This window comes from Streptomyces sp. NPDC040405, from assembly GCF_055595765.1.
Window position 1 is genome coordinate 1021166 of record NZ_JBVIVI010000001.1, and the last position, 19468, is coordinate 1040633.

Here is a 19468-nt window from a genome sequence, read left to right on the forward strand (position 1 = left end):
CCATCGGCTCGGCCATCAAGTCAACACAGATGGGAAGTGGCTTCGTGTACGCGCGAGAGGCCATCCTCGCTGCATTCGAGGACGATCTGGAATCTCGCTCTCTCATTGGCCCCGGAATGCTTTGCGTAGGACCACTTCTCCCCAGCCCTTGCGAGAATTCCAAGGAACTCAAGGAGGTCTTCTGGTTGATCTCCGAGAACATCCTGCGCCTCTTCGATCAGAAGGAAGTACTGGTCCGCCGAGAGCCATGCGAGATCCCGGAGGCAGTCATTCAGCGCGGGAAGGTTCCATCCGAAATAATCCGGAAGCCTGAACTCGTCCCAGAAGCTTTGAAACACTCCATCGAGCGTCCCCATTCGAGCCCCGTCCAACCACGCCGTGAACGTCGACCCCGGCATGGGCAGCAAGCTTCGCACCGGAACATGTGTATCCGGCCCCACGAGGTGAAGCCAAGGCTTGACCTGAACCCAGGAGTTCTTGTCCATCACCACTTCGAACTCTCCACAACGATATAGGTTAGCCTGCGCAGCTGGCGATGGCGTCCTCCATGAAAGACCGTCCACAGATTCGGCCCTCCAGCAGCCGGAGCAGCCCTACCTCTTCCAGGTGCTGTTGGCAGCCATGGCTGCCAACAGCACCTGGATCCTTCACCAACCCGCGAAGGCGTCTAGAACTGCAACGTCTGGGCATGCTCGCTCCAAGGAGATTTTAAAGTCGCGCGCAAAGGCGACAAGCATTCCTTCCACCTCTCCTGGCGGCACCTCTTCAGTGTCCGGGCCGGGGGTCCACGCGGTATTGGACGTACACTTGATGATCACCGACTCCCTGCCAGGAGTGAACGTGACAAGTCGCTCGATTCCCTGCCCATAAAAGTCAATTTGCGCGGGCGCGCCACGCCGCAGAGCCTCCAGTGCCTCTGGCAGCTGCTCGATGACCGATGAAAGATCGTAAGAAATGTCTACCGGCCACGGGTCTTGACCAAATCCAGACACGTGAAATCGACAGTCCGTCTGCGACAAGAGTTGACAAGCATCCATAACCAGGGATTCATAGTCTTCGTCGAGTTCGAAGTCCGGGGTCAGCGTGACAGAGTCCGACGGAGGCGTCACGGACATCTGAAGCTTCATTGGCGCACTCACTTCACGATCGGAAATGCGGTCTTATAGGTCCCGTCGGGCTTGGGAACCAATCTAGCGTGGGTTGCTTCCACTATCTTGCCGTCAGGCATGATAACTTGCCCCATTCCCTTCGGGATCTCCACCTCGCGCACCCCGGCATTAGGGTCATGGTGCGACCTGAGGAGGTCCAGAGCCTTGTCATTGTCCAGCCACTGCCCCTGAGAATTGCCAGTACTGCGGGCGCGATCCGTCAAGCTTTGCGTATTCTTCGCACCGGCGCCATGCTCGCTGAAACTATGACCGAATGTCGGCCGACTCTTGGTGTTCCAGTTCAGTTCACTGGTGGGCTTTTTCTTGCAGGCCAGACCGAAAGGATCAAGCCAGGTGTACGGATTGGGGGTGTAAGAGTAGTGGTTGGGGTATGGCTCCAGCCCGAGGGGATCGGGGCTGACGTAGCGGGCCGTTTCGGGGTCGTAGTGGCGGAAGTAGTTGTAGTACAGGCCCGTTTCGGGGTCGGCGTATTGGCCCGGGAAGCGGAGGGGGCAGTCGGTCGCGCCTGGTGGGCTGGGGAGAGGGGTGCCCCAGAGGGTGGTGCGGGCTTGCCAGGCCAGGGTGCCGTCCGGGGTGACCAGTTCGGTGGGGGTGCCGACCAGGTCGGTGATGATGGCGTGGAAGCGGGGTTCGGTGTCGTAGGTGCCCGCGAATTTCGTGATGAGGGATGCGCCCGGTTGGTGGGTCGGGGCGTGGTGGTTGGTCTGAGTGAGAGGGCGGTGGGTGCCTGGGGTGTAGTCCCAGGTGGTGTGGGTGCCGTCCGGGGTGGACTGTTCCGCCAGGCGGGTGTCTTCCCAGGTGAAGTGGAGGGAGTCGGCAGCGGTGCCGTCCTCGGCCAAGCGCTGCTTGGATATGCGGCGGCCCAGAGGGTCGTACGTGTAGTGCCAGTGCTCGCCGCCGGGGGTGGTCGCGTCGGTGAGGCGGTCCTCGGCGTTCCAGGTGTAGGTCCAGGTGCGGGTCTGGCCGTTGAGGAGCTTGCGGGTGCGGCGGGTCAGGCGGCCCTGGGCGTCGTGTTCGTACGTGGTGCGGCCCGCGCGGTGCAGGATCGTGCCGGTGAAGGACCGGTCGCCGGGGGTTTCGTGGGCGGGCGCGGTGGCGTGGGTGAGGTTGCCCGCCGTGTCGTACGCGTACGTCTCCGTCCAGCCGTGGGCATGGACCGCGGTGACCCGGCCGAGCGGGTCCAGGTCGAAACGGCGGGTGCCGGAGGTGAGTTCGCGGATCTCGGTGAGGTAGCCGTCCGCGCGGTAGGCGTAGGAGCGGTGTTGGAGGAGGCGGTCCGTCGCGTCGGGCGAACTGCCGGTGAGGGACTGGGTGGTGAGGCGGTTTGCCTTGTCCCAGGTCTGGGTCAGGGATACGCCCTCGTTGCCCAGGTGGCGTTCGGTTTCTCGGCCGGAGGCGTCGTGGGTGAAGGAGAGCGAGCCCGCGCCGTTGTCGAGAGTGGTGGGGCGGCCTGCTGCGTCGTGGGTCCAGGTGGAGCGCAGGCCGCTGGGGGTGGTGCGTTCGGTGCGGCGGCCGATGGCGTCGTAGGCGTACGTCGTGGTGCGGCCGTTGACCGTTTCTGACAGGACGCGGCCCAAGGGGTCGCGTTCGATGGTCAGATCCGCGTCCGGGTTGGTCGCTTGGGTCAGGTGGCCGGTGGCGTTGTAGGTGTAGCGGGTGGAGTCGCCTGTGTCGGTGCGTTGTTCCACCGTGCGGCCCCGCGCGTCGCGGGTGAAGTGGAGGGTTTCGTCGGCGCCGTTGGTGCGGGTCAGGAGGTTTCCGGCCGCGTCGTGGGTGTAGGTGAGGGTGCGGCCGTTGAAGTCGGTCTCGGCGGTGAGGCGGCCCGCTGGGTCGTACGTGTACGTCCAGGTCAGGCCCTGGGGGTTGGTGACCTGGGTCAGGCGTACCTCGGTGTCGTACGCGAAGGCGTACGTGGCGCCGTCGGGGTCGGTGCGGGCCGCCGGGACGTCGAAGTGGGTGGCGGTGTGGTGGGTGGTGTTGCCCGCGGGGTCGGTGTGGCTGCGGAGGTTGCCTTCGCCGTCCCAGGTCCACGTCTCCCGCGTCCCGTCGGCGTCCTCCCGCCAGGCGGGCTTGCCCTCGGTCGTCCAGCCCATGCGGGTGGTGTGGCCGAGGGGGTCGGTCACCGCCACCACGCGGCCGAAGGGGTCGCGGCGGGCGGTGGTGGTGTGGCCCAGGGGGTCCACAATCTCGGTCGGCAGTCCGGCCGGATCGAGGGTGACGCGGGTGGTGTGATCCAGGGCGTCGGTGACCTCGGTGAGGTGGCCTTGGTCGTCGTACGCGTAGTGGGTGCTCGCACCGGTCGGGTCGGTGGTGGTGAGGAGGTTTCCGGCCTCGTCGTAAGCGTGGCGCCAGGTGGTGCCGCCCGGTTCGGTGACCGCCACGGGCAGGTGGAGGTCGTTGTACGTGGCCTGGGCCTCGCTGCCGTCGGGAAGGGTGACGGTGGTGAGGTTGCCCGCCTCGTCGTAGGAGTAGCTGGTGGTTTGGCCCAGGGGGTCGGTGACCGAGAGGCGGCGGTCGCCTCGGGGGTTCCACGTGGTGAGGGTGGTGTGGCCTAGCGGGTCGGTCTCCTCGGTGACCTGGCCGTCGGTGTTGTGGCGGTAGGTGGTGCGGTGGCCCAGGGAGTCGGTGTAGACCGTGGTGCGCGACTCGTCGTCGTATTCGAGGGTGCCGTTGTAGACGCCGTCGCTGCCCTCGGTGCGGATCACCCGGCCGTCCGGGTCGTAGACGTACGCGAACGACGTTCCGTTGCGGTCGGTCCAGGTGGTGACGCGGCCCTGCGCGTCGTAGGTGAAGCGCAGGGGCTCGTTGCTGGAGTTGATGACCTCGGCGAGGTTTCCGGCCTCGTCGTACGAGTAGCGCATGACGACCGTGCCAGCGCCCTCGCGGCCGTGCGGCTCGTAGATCGAGGGCGCCTCTTCGAGCAGGCGCAGGGCGGTGACCCGCCGGTGCTCGTCGGTGTCGATGGCCACGTAGTACCCGCCGGAGTGGCGGATCGCGAGGGGGCTGCCGGACAGGGCGCGTTCGATGTCGATGCGGGTGCCGTTCCGGTCCTGGAGGCTGTCCAGCCACAGGTGAACGGCGCCGGACTCCTCCGTCGGGGCGGGGCGGGTGAAGGTCCGTACGACACCGGTCTGCGGGTCGGTGACGGTCATGACCCCGTCCGGTTGCCCGTCCCACTCCAGCGGCCAGCGCGCGCCCTTCTCGGGCAGCGTGGGCACGCCCGGCTCCGGCACCGGGTACACCAGCCGCATGCCGTCCGCTGCGGCGAACACGACACCCTCGGCGTCGAGCTGGATGCGCTCGTCCAGCAGGCAGGACCAGGCGGGGCCGAAGCTGACGCCGCCCCGGTAGGAGGAGAGGTGGGTGCGTTCGAAGACCAGCGGCAGGGAGCCGGGGAGTGTCAGGTCGGTCTGCTCCATCAGCATCGCGCCCGTCGCGATGTCGATGGGTTCGCCGCACTTCGGGCACTCCTTCGTCGGGCGGCCGACGCGGGGCACCTCGATGAGGTCCGGGCGGATGGAGGGCGGCCGCAGATACGTGGGCACGCCCTTGGCGTTCGGGAGCACACCGGGCTTGAGCACACCGGTGCCCGCGCCGAAGAGGGAGCCGAAGACGGCGCCCTCCTTGGCGGCCTGTGCGACCTCGTCCAGGCTGAAGCCGCCCTGCTGCCCAAGGGCGATCTTGATCGGCTGGGCGACGGCGACGTCGACAGTGACCGAGAGGATGGTCGTGTACGCGGCGCTGGTGATCATCTCGGCGGCCACGATCGCCACCGACTCCTCCACCGCGAGCCCGAGACGGCTGGCGAACGCGATGATCTCCGCGGCGGCGGCCGCGTCGGACCCGCCCCCGGTGAAGGGAGTCAGCAGAAGGCCCGCGCCGAGGATGACGGCATCGGCGGCGATCTGGTTCTGCAGCTGGTCAATGGCGTCATCGACATCGTCCGCGAACTTCTCCAGCATCTTCGCCATGCTGCGCGCGGACTTGGCCAGGCCGCTCAGCCAGCCCTCGTCCTTGCCCTTGGCGTAACGCCCCCAGAAGGTCTCGAAGGCGTCGATCGCCTCGCCCTTGTTGTGATGGATGAGCGTCGTGGCCGCCTTGTTGGTCGCGGCCCGTACGTCGTCCACGCTGTCGGCGAAGGTCCGCCAGGCGTCGGCGGCGTGGCGCAGGGTGCCGGAGTCGGCGTCCGGCCACCACATGCCCATCTTCAGCAGAAGCGCCTTGGCCTTCTCCTCGACCTCGCTCCCGAAGCTCACTTATGGCCGCCTTCGCCGGAGGCGTGCTTCGCCTTCGTGAACATGCCCTCGATCAGCTTGTCGTTGTCGAGGTGGCCGTCGGCCATGTCGTGCAGCGCCTCGTAGATGCTGGTCAGGCCGAGGACGAGGATGCCGGTGGCCGACTCGATGTGCTTCTGCGCGGGCTTGTACTTCTCCCCGACCTGCTTGCCGTACTTGTCGTCGCCCCACGGCTCCCCGTAGCCGTCCAGGGTGGTGATCAGCCTGCTCAGCGCCTCGCTCAGCTTGACGGACTGGTGGTGGAACGTCGGCGCGACGGACTTGATGTCCGCCACCTTGATGTCCAGGACCTCGCCCTTGCCATGGCCGTCGCCCATGCCAGGTCTCCCCCTCCGGCCTTCGTGGTGCAAAGTCTCCAGCCTAGAGGGGGCGTGATCATGACCTGTTCAATGTGGGCTCTACAGCGAGTAAAGGGTGCACCGACCCCTTACCCCCGGCGCAGGCTTGCCAGGAAGCGCCAGAGCGCGGAGCGGGGCCGTTCCGGCCGGGGGGTGGTGGGCGCGGGTTCGGGGGCCGGGGTGGCGGTGGGGGCCGGAGTGGGCGCGGGGGCAGGGTGCGCGCGCATCCGGAAGCGGACCGGGAAGGACTTTAGGCCGCGTACGTACGTCGACGAGCGCCACGGCAACTGGTCGGCGGGCAGGCCCAGTTCGAAGTCGCACCGCTCGAACAGCCTGCCCACGGCCGTGGTCACGATCATGTCCGCGAGTTCCCGCCCCGGGCACTGGTGCGGGCCGGTGCCCCAGGCCAGATGGGCGCGCGAGCTGGTCGACCGCTCATAGTCGCTGGTCGTCGTGAACAGCGGGTCGCCGTGGGCGGCGGCGACCGAGGGGATGACCATGTCGCCTGCGGCGAGCCGGAAGTCCCCCAGGGTGGTGTCGGCCACCGGGTAGCGGGCGGTCAGGTTGACCCACGGCGGCGAGGCGATGTGCACGCGGTTGACCAGTTCCTCGGTGGGGCCCGCCATGAGACCGGCCTGCGCGCCCGCCTCGCCGTCCAGAACTTCCAGCACGCTGTTGGTGATGGCGTTGCTGACGAGCTCGGAGATGATGACGAGGATCGCGTACAGCTCGAGGCCGATCTGCTCCACCGTCAGCGCGGGTTCGACGGCGAGCAGCCGGGTGGTCAGGTCGTCGCCCGGGTTCTCCCGCTTGTACGCGGCCAGTTCGGTCGTCGCCGCCACCAGCCGCCCGACGGCCGCACCGGCGTCCGGGCCGCCGTCCACCATTCGCCAGGAATCCATGAAGACGTCGTCACCCTGGTCGACCGGGAAGCCGAACAGCCGGTTGATGACCATCAGCGGCAACGGCCGCGCGAACTGCGCGCCCAGGTCCACCCACCCGTTGTCGCTGCCGTCCGCGAAGAACGTGATCAGCTCGTCGGCGTGCCGGGCGATGGCCTTCTGCAGATCCCAGGACTGTGGCGCCTGGGTGTCCTGGAAGGGACCGAGCGCCTCGTCCACGGCGGCGCGCGTGGCCTTGCGCTCCTGGTCGTCGCTCAGCAGCAGGTGGCTGACCTGATAGGCGGGCAGATGCGGCCAGTCGGACGGCACTCGGCCCTCGCGCAGCAGCCGCCAGTGCTTGACGTCCTTCTTCCACACGCTCTCGTCCCGCAGGACCTCCCACACCTCGCGGTAGCCGAGAACCAGCCACACCGGGACCCCGTACAGCTCTACGGGCGCCACCGGCCCGTACCGCCCGCGCAACCGGGCGTAGACCGCCGCGGGGCGGGTCTCGAAGTCCCGGGTCATCAGCGGCTCAGCGGCCAGGGAGGCCAGCTCGGACGGGGGGTATTCCATGTTCGATGTCCTTGGTGCGACAGCAGTGCTCGTTCCGGCCAGGCCTTGAGGTCCGTGGGTGGGGAAGAGCCACAGGGCGTCCTGTCGCGCAACACGGAGCGAAAGCGACCCGCTACGGGGCAGCCACACTATCGGCCACGCGCAGTGGCTGAACAGCGCAGCGGCCGAGCGGAAGGAGTACGCCGCCCAACCCTGCCGGAGGACGTCATGCTGGCCAGCCGCCCCAGCGTACGGCCGGTCACCTGCGCACGGTCCAGGCCGAGAACCTCGGTGAGCAGATCGAAGCGGCGACGTGGGTCGCCGGTCGCCACGGCATCATCCCACCGGCTGTCCGGGGCAGGTCACAGGTCGAATCCAGGAACCCCGGGAGGCCGCTCAGGATTGATGGCGACCCACGACTCTCCCTCTGCGGCAAGAACGTTGCGTGGTCCAGATCCCAGTGCAGCGTCTGGTCGCCCGGCTCGCCGACCAGCTCGGCCGCCGCCGATGTCCAGCCGCGCAGTTGTCGCCAATCGACCGAGCCGACCAGAGCCATGACCGCCGACAGCACCTGCTTCAGAATCTCGGCGGCGAGGGTGCGGGCGGCATCCGATGTTCAGAATTGACGGGAACCGATCGTGGGAGGCTTCCGCTGTCAGGGCTTTTTATAGGCCATCACGAGGACCAAGGTCAGCGGTTACCTCGCACAGCATCCCGTCTTCCGAAATTCCAACACCAATCCGATCGCACCGGAATAGCCGCACCACAGGCTTCGAGGAAAAGGCGAGACTCAGCTCTCCGCGTCGCCGCGAGAAATGCATCTCCTCAACCGATTGAACATTCCTGACAGCAGGCGTCGTGTAATCAGGGTTCACCTCTACGCCCCATTCCGCGCGATCGATCTCGGGAACGCTCTGATCAACTACCTCAATCGCTCCAGAGCGTTCTACCGGCGGACCAGATGGAGGCATATCGATCATTACGACTTGCAGAAGCGCCCCAGTATCCGGATCCACCTTAAGCTCCACGGATCCGCCATACGCGCCATCGATAACCCAATAAAGAGGCTGCCGAGGACCTGCAACATCCCAGACCACCTTGAATTCAATCCAAGGGTCAGACTCCAAAATCGCTTCGCGGCATTCGAGTCGACTCAGGACGCGAGGCATCTTTTTCTCACTCATCCTTTATAGAGGGCATGCACAACCGCAGGAAGGGGGTCAGTAGGACGCTGACTGAACTTCAACTCCCAATCCCCGACGGTTATTTTTTTCCCTAGGGGTACGCCATCTCTCGTAGCTTCCGTCACCGCCGACTGCAGGCTCTTCAGCTGAGACTGAGTTGCCAGGCCCACCTGCTCCGGGCTGGCCATTCGCTCAGCCTTCCCCTTAGCATATTCGAATATATGCTCACTCGCATTTCCGTGTACCCATACTTCGTTTTCCCCGGCCTTCATTCGAAAGGACTTAGGAAGGTCGGTTCCTGGATAGTTGGGCTGAGTAGCCTCAATGTCGTCCCAGACGGTTCCCGTCCCTTTCGGGTGACTGCATAGGCCAAACGGATCTGCCACGTTGAGTGCATTTGAAACATAACCGTGGTGATTCGGCGCAGGTTCAAGCCCGGTAGGATCTGGAGTAATGTAGCGGCCAACTTCCGAGTCATAATAGCGGAAGTAGTTGTAGTGCAGGCCGGTTTCGGGGTCGGCGTATTGGCCGGGGAAACGGAGGGGGCAGTCGGTGGCGGATGGTGGGGCGGGGAGAGGGGTGCCCCAGAGGGTGGTGCGGGATTGCCAGGCCAGATCGCCGTCTGGGGTGACCAGTTCGGTGGGGGTGCCTACCAGGTCCGTGATGACGGCGTGGAAGCGGGAGGTGCCCAGGTCACGGTTGGTCTGGGTGAGGGGGCGGTGGGTGCCTAGGGTGTAGTCCCAGGTGGTGTGCGTGCCGTCTGGGGTGGACTGTTCCGCCAGGCGGGTGTCTTCCCAGGTGAAATGGAGGGCGTCGGCCGCGGTGTCGTCGTCGGTGACACGGTGTTTGGATATGCGGCGGCCCAGGGGGTCGTACGTGTAGTGCCAGTGGGCGCCGTCGGGGGTGGTGGCGTCGGTGAGGCGGTCCTCGGCGTTCCAGGTGTAGGTCCAGGTGCGGGTCTGGCCATTGAGAAGTTTGCGGGTGCGGCGGGTCAGGCGGCCCTGGGCATCGTGTTCGTACGTGGTACGTCCGGCGCGGTGGATGATCGTGCCGGTGAAGGTCCGGTCGCCGGGGGCCGCGTGGTCCGGAGCGGTGGCGTGGGTGAGGTTGCCCGCCGTGTCGTAGGCGTAGCTCTCGGTCCAACCGTGGGCATGGACGGCGGTGACCCGGCCGACCGGGTCGAGGTCGAAGCGGCGGGTGCCGGAGGTGAGTTCGCGGATCTCGGTGAGGTAGCCGTCCGCGCGGTAGGCGTATGAGCGGTGTTGGAGGAGGTGATCCGTCACATCGGACGAGCTGCCGGTGAGGGTTTGGGTGGTGAGGCGGTCGGAGGTGTCCCAGGTCTGGGTGAGGGTGATGCCGTCGCCCAGACGGCGTTCCGTTTCGCGGCCCGCCGCATCGTAGGTGAAGGTCAGTGCCCCGGCGTCGCTCCGGAGATCGACAGGGCGGCCTGCTGCGTCGTGGGCCCAAGTGGAACGTAGGCCGCTGGGCGTGGTGCGTTCGGTGCGGCGGCCGACGGCGTCGTAGGCGTAGGTCGTGGTGCGGCCGTTGACGGTTTCCAAGAGGACCCGACCCAGGGCGTCCCGTTCGATGGTCAGATCGGAGTCGGGGTTGGTGGCTTGGAGCAGTTGGCCTGTGGGGTTGTAGGCGAAGGTGGCGGTTTCGCCGGTGTCGGTACGTTGTTCAGCGAGGCGGCCGAGGGTGTCGCGGGTGAAGTGCAAGGTTTCGCCCGCGCCGTTGGTGCGGGACACCAGGTTTCCGGCCGCATCGTGGGCGTACGTGAGGGTACGACCGTTGAAGTCGGTCTCGGCGGTGAGACGGCCCGCCGCGTCATAGGTGTAGTCCCAGGTCAGGCCCTGGGGGTTGGTCACGGTAGTGAGGCGCAGCTCGGTGTCGTAGGTGAAGGCGTAGTGGGCGCCGTCAGGGTCGCTGCGGGTGGCGGGGAGGTCGAAGTACGTATGGGTGTGGGTGGTGGTGTGGCCAGCCTGGTCGGTGCGGTGGGCGAGGTTGCCCTCGGTGTCCCACTTCCACTCCTCCCGGGTGCCGTCGGGGGCCTCACGCCACGCGGGTTTGCCTTCGATGGTCCAGCCGTGGCGGGTCGTATGCCCCAAGGGATCGGTGACGGCCGTGATGCGGCCGTGCGGGCCCCGGCGGACCTCGGTGGTCTGTCCCAGCGGGTCGGTGACCGCGACCGGTAGACCCGCCGCGTTCGGGGTGACCTCGGTGGTGTGGCGCAGGGCGTCGGTGACAGCGGTGAGGTGGCCGCGCGCGTTGTAGGCGTAGTGGGTGGTGGCGCCGGTGGGGTCGGTGGTGGCGGTGCGGGCGCCCCGCTCGTCGTAGGTGTGGCGCCAGGTCGCGCCGCCCGGCTCACGGATCTCCAGCGGCAGGCCCCAGTCGTCGTAGACGGCTTCGGCCACGGTGCCGTCGGGGCGTTCGACGGCGATGAGCCGGTCATCGTCGTCGTAGCGGTAGCGGGTGGTGTGGCCCAGCGGGTTGGTGACGGCGATGGGGTGGCGGTTGCCGGGGTCCCATTCGGTGCGGGTGGTGTTGCCCAGCGGGTCGGTCTTCGCGATGACCTTGTAGGCGTCGTTGCAGACGTACGTGGTGGTGTTGCCCTGGGAATCGGTGTAGCGGGTGGTTCGGGCGGCTGTGTCGTAGTGGAAACGGCCCGATATGAAGCCGTCGGGGCCGATGCCGCGCAGGACCCGGCCGCGGTGGTCGTAGACGTACGCGTAGCAGGTGCCGTTGCGGTCGGTCCAGGAGGTGACGCGGTGCTTGTCGTCGTACTGGTACCGCAGCGGCAGCCCGGTGGAGTTGATGACCTCGGTCATGTCTCCGGCCTGGTTGTAGCCGAAGGAGATCAGCGTCGTGCTCTGCTCGTGTTCCTGGCCGTGCAGCAGCCGCAGAGCGGTAATCCGCAGGAGCCCCGGGTCGGTGTCGACGGCGATGCGGTAGCCGCCGGAGTGGGTGACCTGCGTCGGCGCGCCGTGGGTGTCGTAGGCGATGTCGATGCGGTCGCCCGCGCCCGTCCGGTCGGTGATCGCGGTCAGGGCCAGCTCCCGGCCACCCACCGGAAGGGGTGCGAAGTGCAGGGTGCGGTTGCGTTCGGGGGCGGTGACGGTGAACGTGCCGTCCGGTTTGCCGTCCCAGCACAGCGGCCAGCGTGGCCCGTGGGTGGGCAGTACGGGGACGTCGCGCTGCGGTACGGGATAGGTGAGGAGCATGCCGTCGTCGGTGACGAAGACGACGCCCTTGTCATCCAGCTCTAGGCGCTGATCGAGCGTGCCGGCCCAGGTGCGGCCGAACCAGCCGCCGCACGGGTGACCCGAGACGTAGTGCCGCTCCAGCACCAGGGGCAGCGCACCAGGAAGGGTGACGTCGGTGGCGGACATGACCATCTCGCCGGTCGCGACGTCGACCGGATCGCCCTCGCAGTCCTTGTCCTCATCCGGGGTGGCGCTCTTGTCCGGGTCGCTGTCGGCGTGCTCGCGGGCGCTGCCGTCGCGGCGCAGTCCGCGTTCGCGGCTGACGAGGCGCTGGGCGGCGCTCTTGGCCGCGCCGGCACCGCGGCGTGCGGCTCCGGCGCCGCCGGAGGCCAGGGCCAGGAGGATTTCGGGGGTGAGCTGGCCGGCGGCGCGGGCGGGGTTCTTCTGCCATTCCTCCCAGTTGACGACGGCCTTGGCGAACTCCTTGGGGTGCTGGGCGGCGTAGGCGACGCCGTCGACGGTGCCGGCCAGCCGCAGGCCGACGCCGTCGGGCCCGTCGTGGACCATGTCGTCAAAGCCCTCGTACCAGCTGCCCAGGGTGTCGCCCGTGCCACCGAGGAAGTCCTTGAACCTCTGCATTCCGCTGGGGCCCGGGGGCTCGTTGGGGGCCTTCTCTGCGGCTTTATCGATTTTGCGCTTGGCCGCGTCGATGACGGGCTGAAGCTCGCCCTCGAGCTTGTCCAGTCGGCCGTAGCACTTCTTCAGCGCGGACAGTCCCGGGTCGTCGTCCGGCGGACGCTCGGGCAGTGTCTCGTCCTTGCGGTCCACTGCCGCGTTGTAGTCGGTGACCTTGTTCCAGTAACTCTTGGACTTTGCCCGCGCGTCATCGGCGTCCTCGATGATCGGCTTGACCCGCTTCTGGACGGACCTCAGCTTCTCCGCGTAGTCGTCCAGCGCGTTCGCGGCGGCTTTGAAGTAGGTCTGCGCGGATTCCAGTTCGCGGGGCAGTTTCCGAGTGGTCTGCTGGAACTCCTCCGAAGCCGCGCCCGTCCAGTCCATCAGCGACAGAACATCGAGTTGGTCGTGACCGTCCTTGAACGCCCCCGCGTACGCGCGCAGCTTGACCGCGAGGTCCTCGATGTCCGAAGGCTTTCCGGGAATGACGTCGGATGGCTTCGCATGCGGCGGTATCCGCTCGGCCGTCCCGCCTTCGGTCGCATCACGCTGCGTCATGCGATCGTCCCCTGTGATCCGCCGTCATCCACCCATCCCCCGTTGTAGAGCTTGCGGGGATTCTTGGGCGGCTCGTATGTCCCGCCGGTGCCCCCGCTGTCGTTGCCGCCGCCGCCATCGTCGAGCCACGGTTCCTGATAGATCTCCGGCGGCGGATCGAACTTCGGCCGCGAACCTGCCTCCCACGCCTTCATACCGGCCTCGCCGAAGGGCAGTTTCGCGATGTTGTCCTCGGTGGGCGCGAAGTCCTTGATGTGCAGCAGATCCGCCAGCATGTACGCGGCGATCACCTGGCGCAGCGTCGACACCACCGTGTCCGTGTGCTCGGCGACCCGGCCCATGCCGAAGCCCCAGGACGAGAGCATCTTCTCGGTCGAGTCGTAAATGTCGAAGTCGGCCGAGTTCTGGATGTGTTCGGCCAGCTTCTTCCAGTCGCCCTTGATCTTTCGAGCGGCGACCACGGACTCCTCCAGCGGAGTCAGCACCTTCCGCACCGAAGCGATCTCGATCTTGTAGCCGTCACCCGGCTTCGGACCATCGGCCCCACCAGAACTCGCCGCCCCGCCCTCATGCTCCGCCATCGCGATCCCCCTGGTCGTCCGCGGCCCTCAGCGCTTCGGTATCCAGCACAAACGCCCTGGGTCCCAGCGGATCCACCAGCGCGCGCACGCCCTCGGGCAACAGCTCCACCAGATCCGCCACCGTCGTCGACGCCCACCCGCACGCCCCCGCGAACAGCGCGAGCCCCTCCCAGGACGTGAACACCGCAACCATCGGACCCTCTTCGGTCTCGGAGACCAGAAAGCCCGGCTCCTCCGGCCGCTGGAAATACAGACGCCACTGCCGCATCGCCGCCAGCCGCTCCGCATCGGACATCGACGCGGCCGCTTCCGCACGCACCAGATCGCGCAACGACATATGTTCCCCCGTTTCGCCGGCGCCGCCACCGGATCATCCCCAGCGCGTATGGTCGCACGTAGGTTCCATGTTCCGTCTGAGGCTGTGGACGCCGGTGTGGCCCCGGACGATTCAGGCGAGGCGGGTCAGGTGCTGATCGAAGACGTTCCGGAGCCGGTCGACCTCGTACGGGCCCCCGGTGACGCCCCGCTTCGGTAGCACCGCCAGCCCCGTCGCGCCCTTGTCTCCGCTCAGCAGCACGAACAAGCCCTGGGTCTCCAGATAGCGCGGATACATCTGCCAGCCCAGGGTCGTGGTGCTGTTCGCCGTCGCCATCTCGATGCCGGTCTCGCTGACGACGACCCGGTGCTCACCCTGCTTGTCGAACAGCTTCTGAAGCTGTTTGGCCTGCATCACGGGCGCCCTGAAGTACACAAAGCTCACCGCCAGGCCTGCCACAACCAGCATCCAGGGCTCCCGCATGCCACCACGCGTCGTGATCACGGTCGCGATCCCGATGCCGAGCAACACCGCCCCGACGCCGCGCGCCACCCGGGCGACACGGCCCTGGGTGGTGTGCCGCGCCCTGGCGCGCAGGGCCTCGGTCATGTCGTCCACGGTGGTCCGGTAGACCAGTTCCACAGCGCGCTGTTCCCCCATGTGTCCCCCGTCGTCGTGTTATGCGGGCTGCGGGCCGTCCTTCTTCAGCTCCTCCTCGTTCGGGATCGCCCCGCCGAAGCGGCGGTCGCGGGAGGCGTATTCCAGGCAGGCGCGCCACAGGTCGCGGCGGTCGAAGTCCGGCCACAGGACGTCCTGGTAGACCATCTCGGCGTACGCGCTCTGCCAGATCAGGTAGTTCGACGTGCGCTGCTCGCCCGAAGGGCGCAGGAAGAGGTCCACGTCCGGCATGTCGGGGTAGTAGAGGTACTTGGCGAGCGTCTTCTCGTTCACCTTCGACGGGTCGAGCTTGCCCGCCTTGACGTCCTCGGCCAGCGCCTGCGCCGCGTCCGCGATCTCGGCGCGGCCGCCGTAGTTCATGCAGAAGTACATCGTCATGGCGTCGTTGTCCTTGGTCTGCTCCTGCGCGACCTGGAGCTCCTTGGCCACCGACTTCCACAGCTTCGGCATCCGGCCCGCCCAGCGGATGCGGATGCCCAGCTCGTCCATCTCGTCGCGGCGGCGGCGGATGACGTCACGGTTGAAGTTCATCAGGAAGCGCACCTCGTCGGGCGAGCGCTTCCAGTTCTCGGTGGAGAAGGCGTAGAGGGAGAGGTTCTTGACGCCCATCTCCAGGCAGCCCTTGAGCACGTCCAGTACGACGCCCTCGCCGACCTTGTGGCCCTCCGTACGCGGCAGCCCGCGCTCCTTGGCCCAGCGGCCGTTCCCGTCCATCACGCAGGCCACGTGGTTCGGCACCAGCTCGCCCGGGATCTTCGGCGGGCGGGCGCCGGACGGGTGCGGGTCCGGGGCCCGGTACTCGCGCCGCTGTCGGCCCAGAATCCCGCGTCGTGCCATGGCTTCGGGTCTCCTCACATACTTCGTGCCGTGTGTGCTTGGTGCTACTTCTCTACGTACCGGAGCGACCTCAGGCCCCGCTCCAGGTGCCAGTGCAAGTACGCCGCGACGAGCCCGCTGCCCTCCCGGGCATGGCGCGGCTCGCAGGCGTCCGCCGTCTCCCAGTCCCCGGTCAGCAGCGCGCCCAGCAGCGTCAGCGACTCCGCAGAGGGTACGACGCTTCCCGGCACTCGGCACTCTCCGCAGATGACGCCGCCCGCGCCGACCGAGAAGAACCGGTTCGGACCGGGCATCCCGCACTTCGCGCAGTTGTCGAAGCTGGGCGCGTAGCCGTTCACGGCGAGTGAGCGGAGCAGGAACGCGTCCAGGATGAGATGCGGCTCGTGCTCCCCGGAGGCCAGCGTACGCAGCCCGCCGACGAGGAGCAGATACTGCTGCACGGCGGGCTCGCCCTCGTGGTCGGTGAACCGCTCCGCCGTCTCCAGCATCGCCGTCCCGGCGGTGTAGCGGGCGTAGTCGGTGACGATACCGCCGCCGTACGGAGCGATCGTCTCACTCTGCGTGCACAGCGGCAGCCCGCGGCCGATCAGCTCGCCGCCGCGGGCGAAGAATTGCACGTCCACGTGGGAGAACGGTTCGAGGCGCGCGCCGAACTTCGACTTCGTACGGCGCACCCCGCGGGCCACGGCCCGGACGCGGCCGTGGTTGCGGGTGAGCAGGGTGATGATCCGGTCCGCTTCACCCAGCTTCTGGGTGCGCAGCACGATGCCGTCGTCGCGGAACAGACTCATGCGGCTCATTGTCCCCCAACGGGGCGGGTGGTCGTACCGCCCGAGCCCCGCCCGAACCGGCCTGAACCGTCACCGGTCCGCCGTGGCCGTGACGGACTCCCGGCCCGCCCCCGGGGCGCGCTCCGCGGGGCGCTGCAGCTGCCAGACGTGGGCCGGGGGCAGGTTGGCCCACACTGTGCTGCAGGCGGTGGCGTAGTGGCGCTGGTAGCCCTCCAGCACCTCCTCGGCGGCCTGCTGCCGCCGCGCCTGGGCCCGGGAGGCCAGCGCCAGCAGGGGACGGGCCTGCCGGGCGCCGCGGTACGCGAAGTAGGCCAGGATGCCGCCGGGGCGCAGCAGCTCCAGATACCGGCCCATGATCGCCTCGACCTGTTGGGGGTCGAAGTTGGCGAAGGGCAGGCCCGAGATGATCGCGTCGTAGCGGCGGCCTATGTCCAGCTCCTCCACATACGCGTGGTGCACCCGGGCCTGCCCGGGCTGTTCGGCCAGGCACGGGTGCGTACGGACGAGGTGGCGCAGCCGGTCGGTGAACCGGGGATTGGCCTCGACGATGTCCAGGCGGCTGCCCGCCGGGAGCTGTGGGATGAGGGAGCGGGTGACCGAGCCGGTACCCGCTCCGGCCTCCAGGACGTTCAGCCGCCGCCCCGCCTGGGAGCGCACCGGTTCGGTCAGCGCATGGGCCAGCGCCCTGCCGCTGGGGGCGAGGGCCCCGGTGGTGCGGATGTCCCGGGCTGCCTCGAGGAAGAACATCCAGCCCCCGGGAGCGCTCTGGGGAAGGACACGTTCGTGCGAGGTGGTGGTCGAGTCGTCCATGGCACGACGCTACAAACCGGCCACCTTCAGGCCGATGGTTCTCCGTGTGACGGTGCCCACCCCCCGGGGGCGGGCGTGTCGACGCGGAAGGCCGCCCGAGGGCATCCGGAAGGCCGACCTCCGGTCACACCAGGGCGAGTTGGGGCGGAACCCGGAGGGGCGCGCACGCGGGCGCGTACGAGCACCACGCCCGGTGGCGCTCCTCACACTCGCCACCGGCCTGGACGGTCCATCGACCGACCGTGTTCCCTACCCCACGGTACGCACAGCGGACCCCGGTTCCGGGGACGATGTCACGGCCCCGTGCCGGACCGGGCCTGGTCCGGTTACATTCCGTGCCAGGGACGGGAGTTGGGGGCAGGGAAGCGGGACACATTCCGCACACTGGATGCCACGGAGCGGTCGGCGCGTCGTCGCTGACCTGCGGAGAAGCGAGCCTGGGGAGGACGCCATGGCGGCTGGTTGCCGCGACTGCGAGAGGTGTACGAAGTCATGGCTGGGACGGGTGGTGGAAAACGCGGGCGTGGGGCTGATGCACCTGTGCACGGTCGGCATCAGCTATCTGATCAAGAGGGGCTTCAGGCGGCACTGTCCGCAGTGCAAGCACCTGCTGTCCCGGCATGCGCGCAGGGCGGACGGCTCGTTCCGGGACTAGCACCCATCTCAGGGGCGCGTCGGGGTTGGCCCAGGGGCGGGCCAGGGTTCTTCCGGAGGCCCACGGAAGCGCGGCTCCGGAAGAGTCGTGCCCAGGCCGGAGCGACCGGCCTGATCACGAGCCCCTGTGGAGCGTCCCGACGTGCATCCGTCCTTACGCCGTACCTCGTTAGGCCGCACCTCCTTACGCCGCACCCCGTGGAGAGCCCTCGCGACGGCCACCGCGCTGCTGGCCGTCGTATCGGCCGGGGCCGCCACGGCCACGTCCGCCACCGCCGCGGCGCCCGCGGCCGCCCGCCGGGCGCCCGTGCCGCCGCTGAACCCCACGGCACTCCAGCAGGCGCTGGACGAGCTGCCGAAGCACGAGGCCAGCGGGGCGCTCGCCCGGGTCTCCGGCCGGGACGGGCAGTGGACCGGGACATCCGGCGTCGGGAATCTACGGACCGGGGAGCCTGTGCCGTCGAACGGGTCGTTCCGGATCGGCAGCGTCTCCAAGGTGTTCACCGCGGCCGTGGTGCTCCAGCTCGACGCCGAACACGAGCTGAGCGTGGACGACTCCGTACGGGACTATCTGCCCGGCCTGCTGCCCAAGAGGTTCGACAAGGTGACCATCGGGCAGCTGCTGAACCACACCAGCGGGCTTCCCATCGACGCGGACGCCGGCAAGGAATTCTGGGGCGACGGGACGGGCCAGTGGTTCGTGGACCACCGCTTCGAGAGCTGGCCCATCGAGCGCATCGTCAAGACGCTCGTCAGCACAAACGAGCCGATGTACGCGCCCGGAAGCGCCCAGACGTACAACGGGGTCAACACCTTCGTCGCCGGGCTGGTCGTCGAGAAGGTCACCGGGCACTCGTTCGCCGAGGAGGTACGGTCCCGGATCACCCGGCCGCTCGGGCTGCGCCACACCTACGTCCCCGAGATCGGCGACGCGCGGCTGCCCGGGCCGCACTCCCATGGCTATCTCACGGTCACCAGGAAGGACGGCGGGAGTCGTCAGGCCGATGTCACCGAGCAGGCGGCCTGGCCGTGGGCCGAGGGCGGCATGATCTCCACCGCCGCCGACCTGGACCACTTCATGACCGTCCTCTTCCGTGGCCGTCTGCTGCCGCCCGCCCAGCAGAAGCTGCTGTTCACCGTGCCCGATGTGCCCAACGTCGACAACCAGAACTGCGAGAAGGCCGACTCGGAGCGGAACAGGGCCTGCCTGAGCATGGGGCTGATGAGGATCAGGCAGGGCGGCCAGGAGGTCTGGGGCAAGACCGGCTCCCGCCCCGGCTACACCAGCGGCATCTTCGCCACCCGTGACCTCGGTCGCCGCATCGTCTACTCGATCAACCCGACGACCCTGGCCGGAGTCGAGAGCCAGTACCTCAACCAGCTCGTCATGGCCGCGTTCCTGCCCATGGATCAGACCGCCGATCAGACGCGGTCGAACGGCTCGGCGTAGGCGAACGGCCCCTTGAGGGTGGGCTGATACGCGGTCAGGGGCCGGACCTGGAAGTAGTCGCCCCAGGCCGGATCGGGGGCCGCGATGCCGTACGCGGCCGCGGGACGGAAGCCGAAGCGGCCGTAGTACGCGGGGCTGCCGAGGAGCGCGACCAGGGACTCGCCGAACGCGTCCGCCGCGCCCAGGATCGCGTGCATCAGCGCCAGGCCCACGCCCCGGCGCTGATGGGCGGGGCGCACGCTGAGCGGGCCGAGCCCGAGGGCGAGATCGGGGCCGACATGGCCCCGGGTGCACACCACATGGCCGATCACCTCACCGCGGTCGCCCTCCGCGACGAACGACAGGGCCGGTAACCACGCGTCGCCGGTACGGAGTTCATCGAGGAGGGTGACCTCGACCGGGACCGCGGCCTCCGACTTGCCGAACGCTGCCGCCGTGACGTCGCGTACACCGGCGATGTCGGAGGGGGTTTCTCGTCGGATCAGCATCGGCA

At 68.1% G+C, this 19468-nt stretch carries 16 protein-coding genes and 1 pseudogene; 2 read left to right on the forward strand and 15 right to left on the reverse strand.

The window, feature by feature from the left end:
- Positions 1 to 20: 20 nt before the first annotated feature.
- The 14 genes and pseudogenes from ACZ59A_RS04565 to ACZ59A_RS04630 all read right to left on the reverse strand — a co-directional run bounded on the left by ACZ59A_RS04565 (position 21) and on the right by ACZ59A_RS04630 (position 16871).
- Positions 21 to 485 carry a barstar family protein gene (locus tag ACZ59A_RS04565; protein WP_470954643.1) on the reverse strand — a complete coding sequence of 155 codons (465 nt, stop codon included), beginning with the start codon at positions 483 to 485 and terminating at the stop codon, positions 21 to 23.
- A 162-nt stretch (positions 486 to 647) separates the two neighbouring features.
- Positions 648 to 1127 carry a hypothetical protein gene (locus ACZ59A_RS04570; protein WP_470953419.1) on the reverse strand — a complete coding sequence of 160 codons (480 nt, stop codon included), beginning with the start codon at positions 1125 to 1127 and terminating at the stop codon, positions 648 to 650.
- Positions 1128 to 1135: 8 nt separating this feature from the next.
- A complete protein-coding gene (locus ACZ59A_RS04575) occupies positions 1136 to 5425 on the reverse strand; it encodes a DUF6531 domain-containing protein (protein WP_470953422.1) in 4290 nt (1429 codons plus the stop codon).
- A complete protein-coding gene (locus tag ACZ59A_RS04580; protein WP_470953424.1) occupies positions 5422 to 5781 on the reverse strand; it encodes a hypothetical protein in 360 nt (119 codons plus the stop codon). Before ACZ59A_RS04580 ends, ACZ59A_RS04575 begins: the two co-directional genes overlap by 4 nt.
- A gap of 110 nt (positions 5782 to 5891) precedes the next feature.
- Positions 5892 to 7259: a cytochrome P450 gene (locus ACZ59A_RS04585; protein WP_470953426.1), complete on the reverse strand. Its 1368-nt coding sequence runs from the start codon at positions 7257 to 7259 to the stop codon at positions 5892 to 5894.
- Positions 7260 to 7474: 215 nt separating this feature from the next.
- Positions 7475 to 7833 (reverse strand): annotated as a pseudogene (locus tag ACZ59A_RS04590) (aminoglycoside phosphotransferase family protein); the annotation flags it as partial.
- A 70-nt stretch (positions 7834 to 7903) separates the two neighbouring features.
- Positions 7904 to 8422 carry a hypothetical protein gene (locus ACZ59A_RS04595; RefSeq protein ID WP_470953428.1) on the reverse strand — a complete coding sequence of 173 codons (519 nt, stop codon included), beginning with the start codon at positions 8420 to 8422 and terminating at the stop codon, positions 7904 to 7906.
- Positions 8419 to 12858 (reverse strand): DUF6531 domain-containing protein, encoded by a 4440-nt coding sequence (locus ACZ59A_RS04600; RefSeq protein ID WP_470953431.1) that lies wholly within the window; start codon positions 12856 to 12858, stop codon positions 8419 to 8421. The genes ACZ59A_RS04595 and ACZ59A_RS04600 overlap by 4 nt, the downstream gene beginning before the upstream one ends.
- Entirely contained in the window at positions 12855 to 13439 is a 585-nt protein-coding gene (locus tag ACZ59A_RS04605; protein WP_470953434.1) for a hypothetical protein, read from the reverse strand. Before ACZ59A_RS04605 ends, ACZ59A_RS04600 begins: the two co-directional genes overlap by 4 nt.
- Positions 13426 to 13776, reverse strand: coding sequence for an SseB family protein (locus ACZ59A_RS04610; RefSeq protein WP_470953436.1), 351 nt, complete (start codon positions 13774 to 13776; stop codon positions 13426 to 13428). Before ACZ59A_RS04610 ends, ACZ59A_RS04605 begins: the two co-directional genes overlap by 14 nt.
- Before the next feature lie 111 nt (positions 13777 to 13887).
- Positions 13888 to 14364, reverse strand: a complete 477-nt coding sequence (locus ACZ59A_RS04615; RefSeq protein WP_470953440.1) for a YcxB family protein — start codon at positions 14362 to 14364, stop codon at positions 13888 to 13890.
- A 69-nt stretch (positions 14365 to 14433) separates the two neighbouring features.
- The gene (locus tag ACZ59A_RS04620) at positions 14434 to 15270 is read right to left on the reverse strand and encodes an isoprenyl transferase (RefSeq protein WP_470953443.1); all 837 of its coding nucleotides are present in this window, start codon (positions 15268 to 15270) and stop codon (positions 14434 to 14436) included.
- Positions 15271 to 15314: 44 nt separating this feature from the next.
- The gene (gene recO / locus ACZ59A_RS04625; RefSeq protein ID WP_470953446.1) at positions 15315 to 16061 is read right to left on the reverse strand and encodes a DNA repair protein RecO; all 747 of its coding nucleotides are present in this window, start codon (positions 16059 to 16061) and stop codon (positions 15315 to 15317) included.
- 69 nt (positions 16062 to 16130) lie between these two features.
- Positions 16131 to 16871 carry a class I SAM-dependent methyltransferase gene (locus ACZ59A_RS04630; RefSeq protein WP_470953449.1) on the reverse strand — a complete coding sequence of 247 codons (741 nt, stop codon included), beginning with the start codon at positions 16869 to 16871 and terminating at the stop codon, positions 16131 to 16133.
- Positions 16872 to 17322: 451 nt separating this feature from the next.
- Here ACZ59A_RS04630 and ACZ59A_RS04635 point away from each other — a divergent pair, with 451 nt between their 5' ends.
- Both ACZ59A_RS04635 and ACZ59A_RS04640 read left to right on the forward strand, forming a co-directional pair.
- Positions 17323 to 17526, forward strand: coding sequence for a hypothetical protein (locus ACZ59A_RS04635; RefSeq protein ID WP_470953451.1), 204 nt, complete (start codon positions 17323 to 17325; stop codon positions 17524 to 17526).
- A 141-nt stretch (positions 17527 to 17667) separates the two neighbouring features.
- Positions 17668 to 18975, forward strand: a complete 1308-nt coding sequence (locus ACZ59A_RS04640; protein WP_470953454.1) for a serine hydrolase domain-containing protein — start codon at positions 17668 to 17670, stop codon at positions 18973 to 18975.
- Here the strand turns inward: ACZ59A_RS04640 and ACZ59A_RS04645 are convergent.
- Positions 18948 to 19463 (reverse strand): GNAT family N-acetyltransferase, encoded by a 516-nt coding sequence (locus ACZ59A_RS04645; protein WP_470953457.1) that lies wholly within the window; start codon positions 19461 to 19463, stop codon positions 18948 to 18950. The two genes, ACZ59A_RS04640 and ACZ59A_RS04645, sit on opposite strands and share 28 nt — an antisense overlap.
- Positions 19464 to 19468 lie beyond the last annotated feature (5 nt).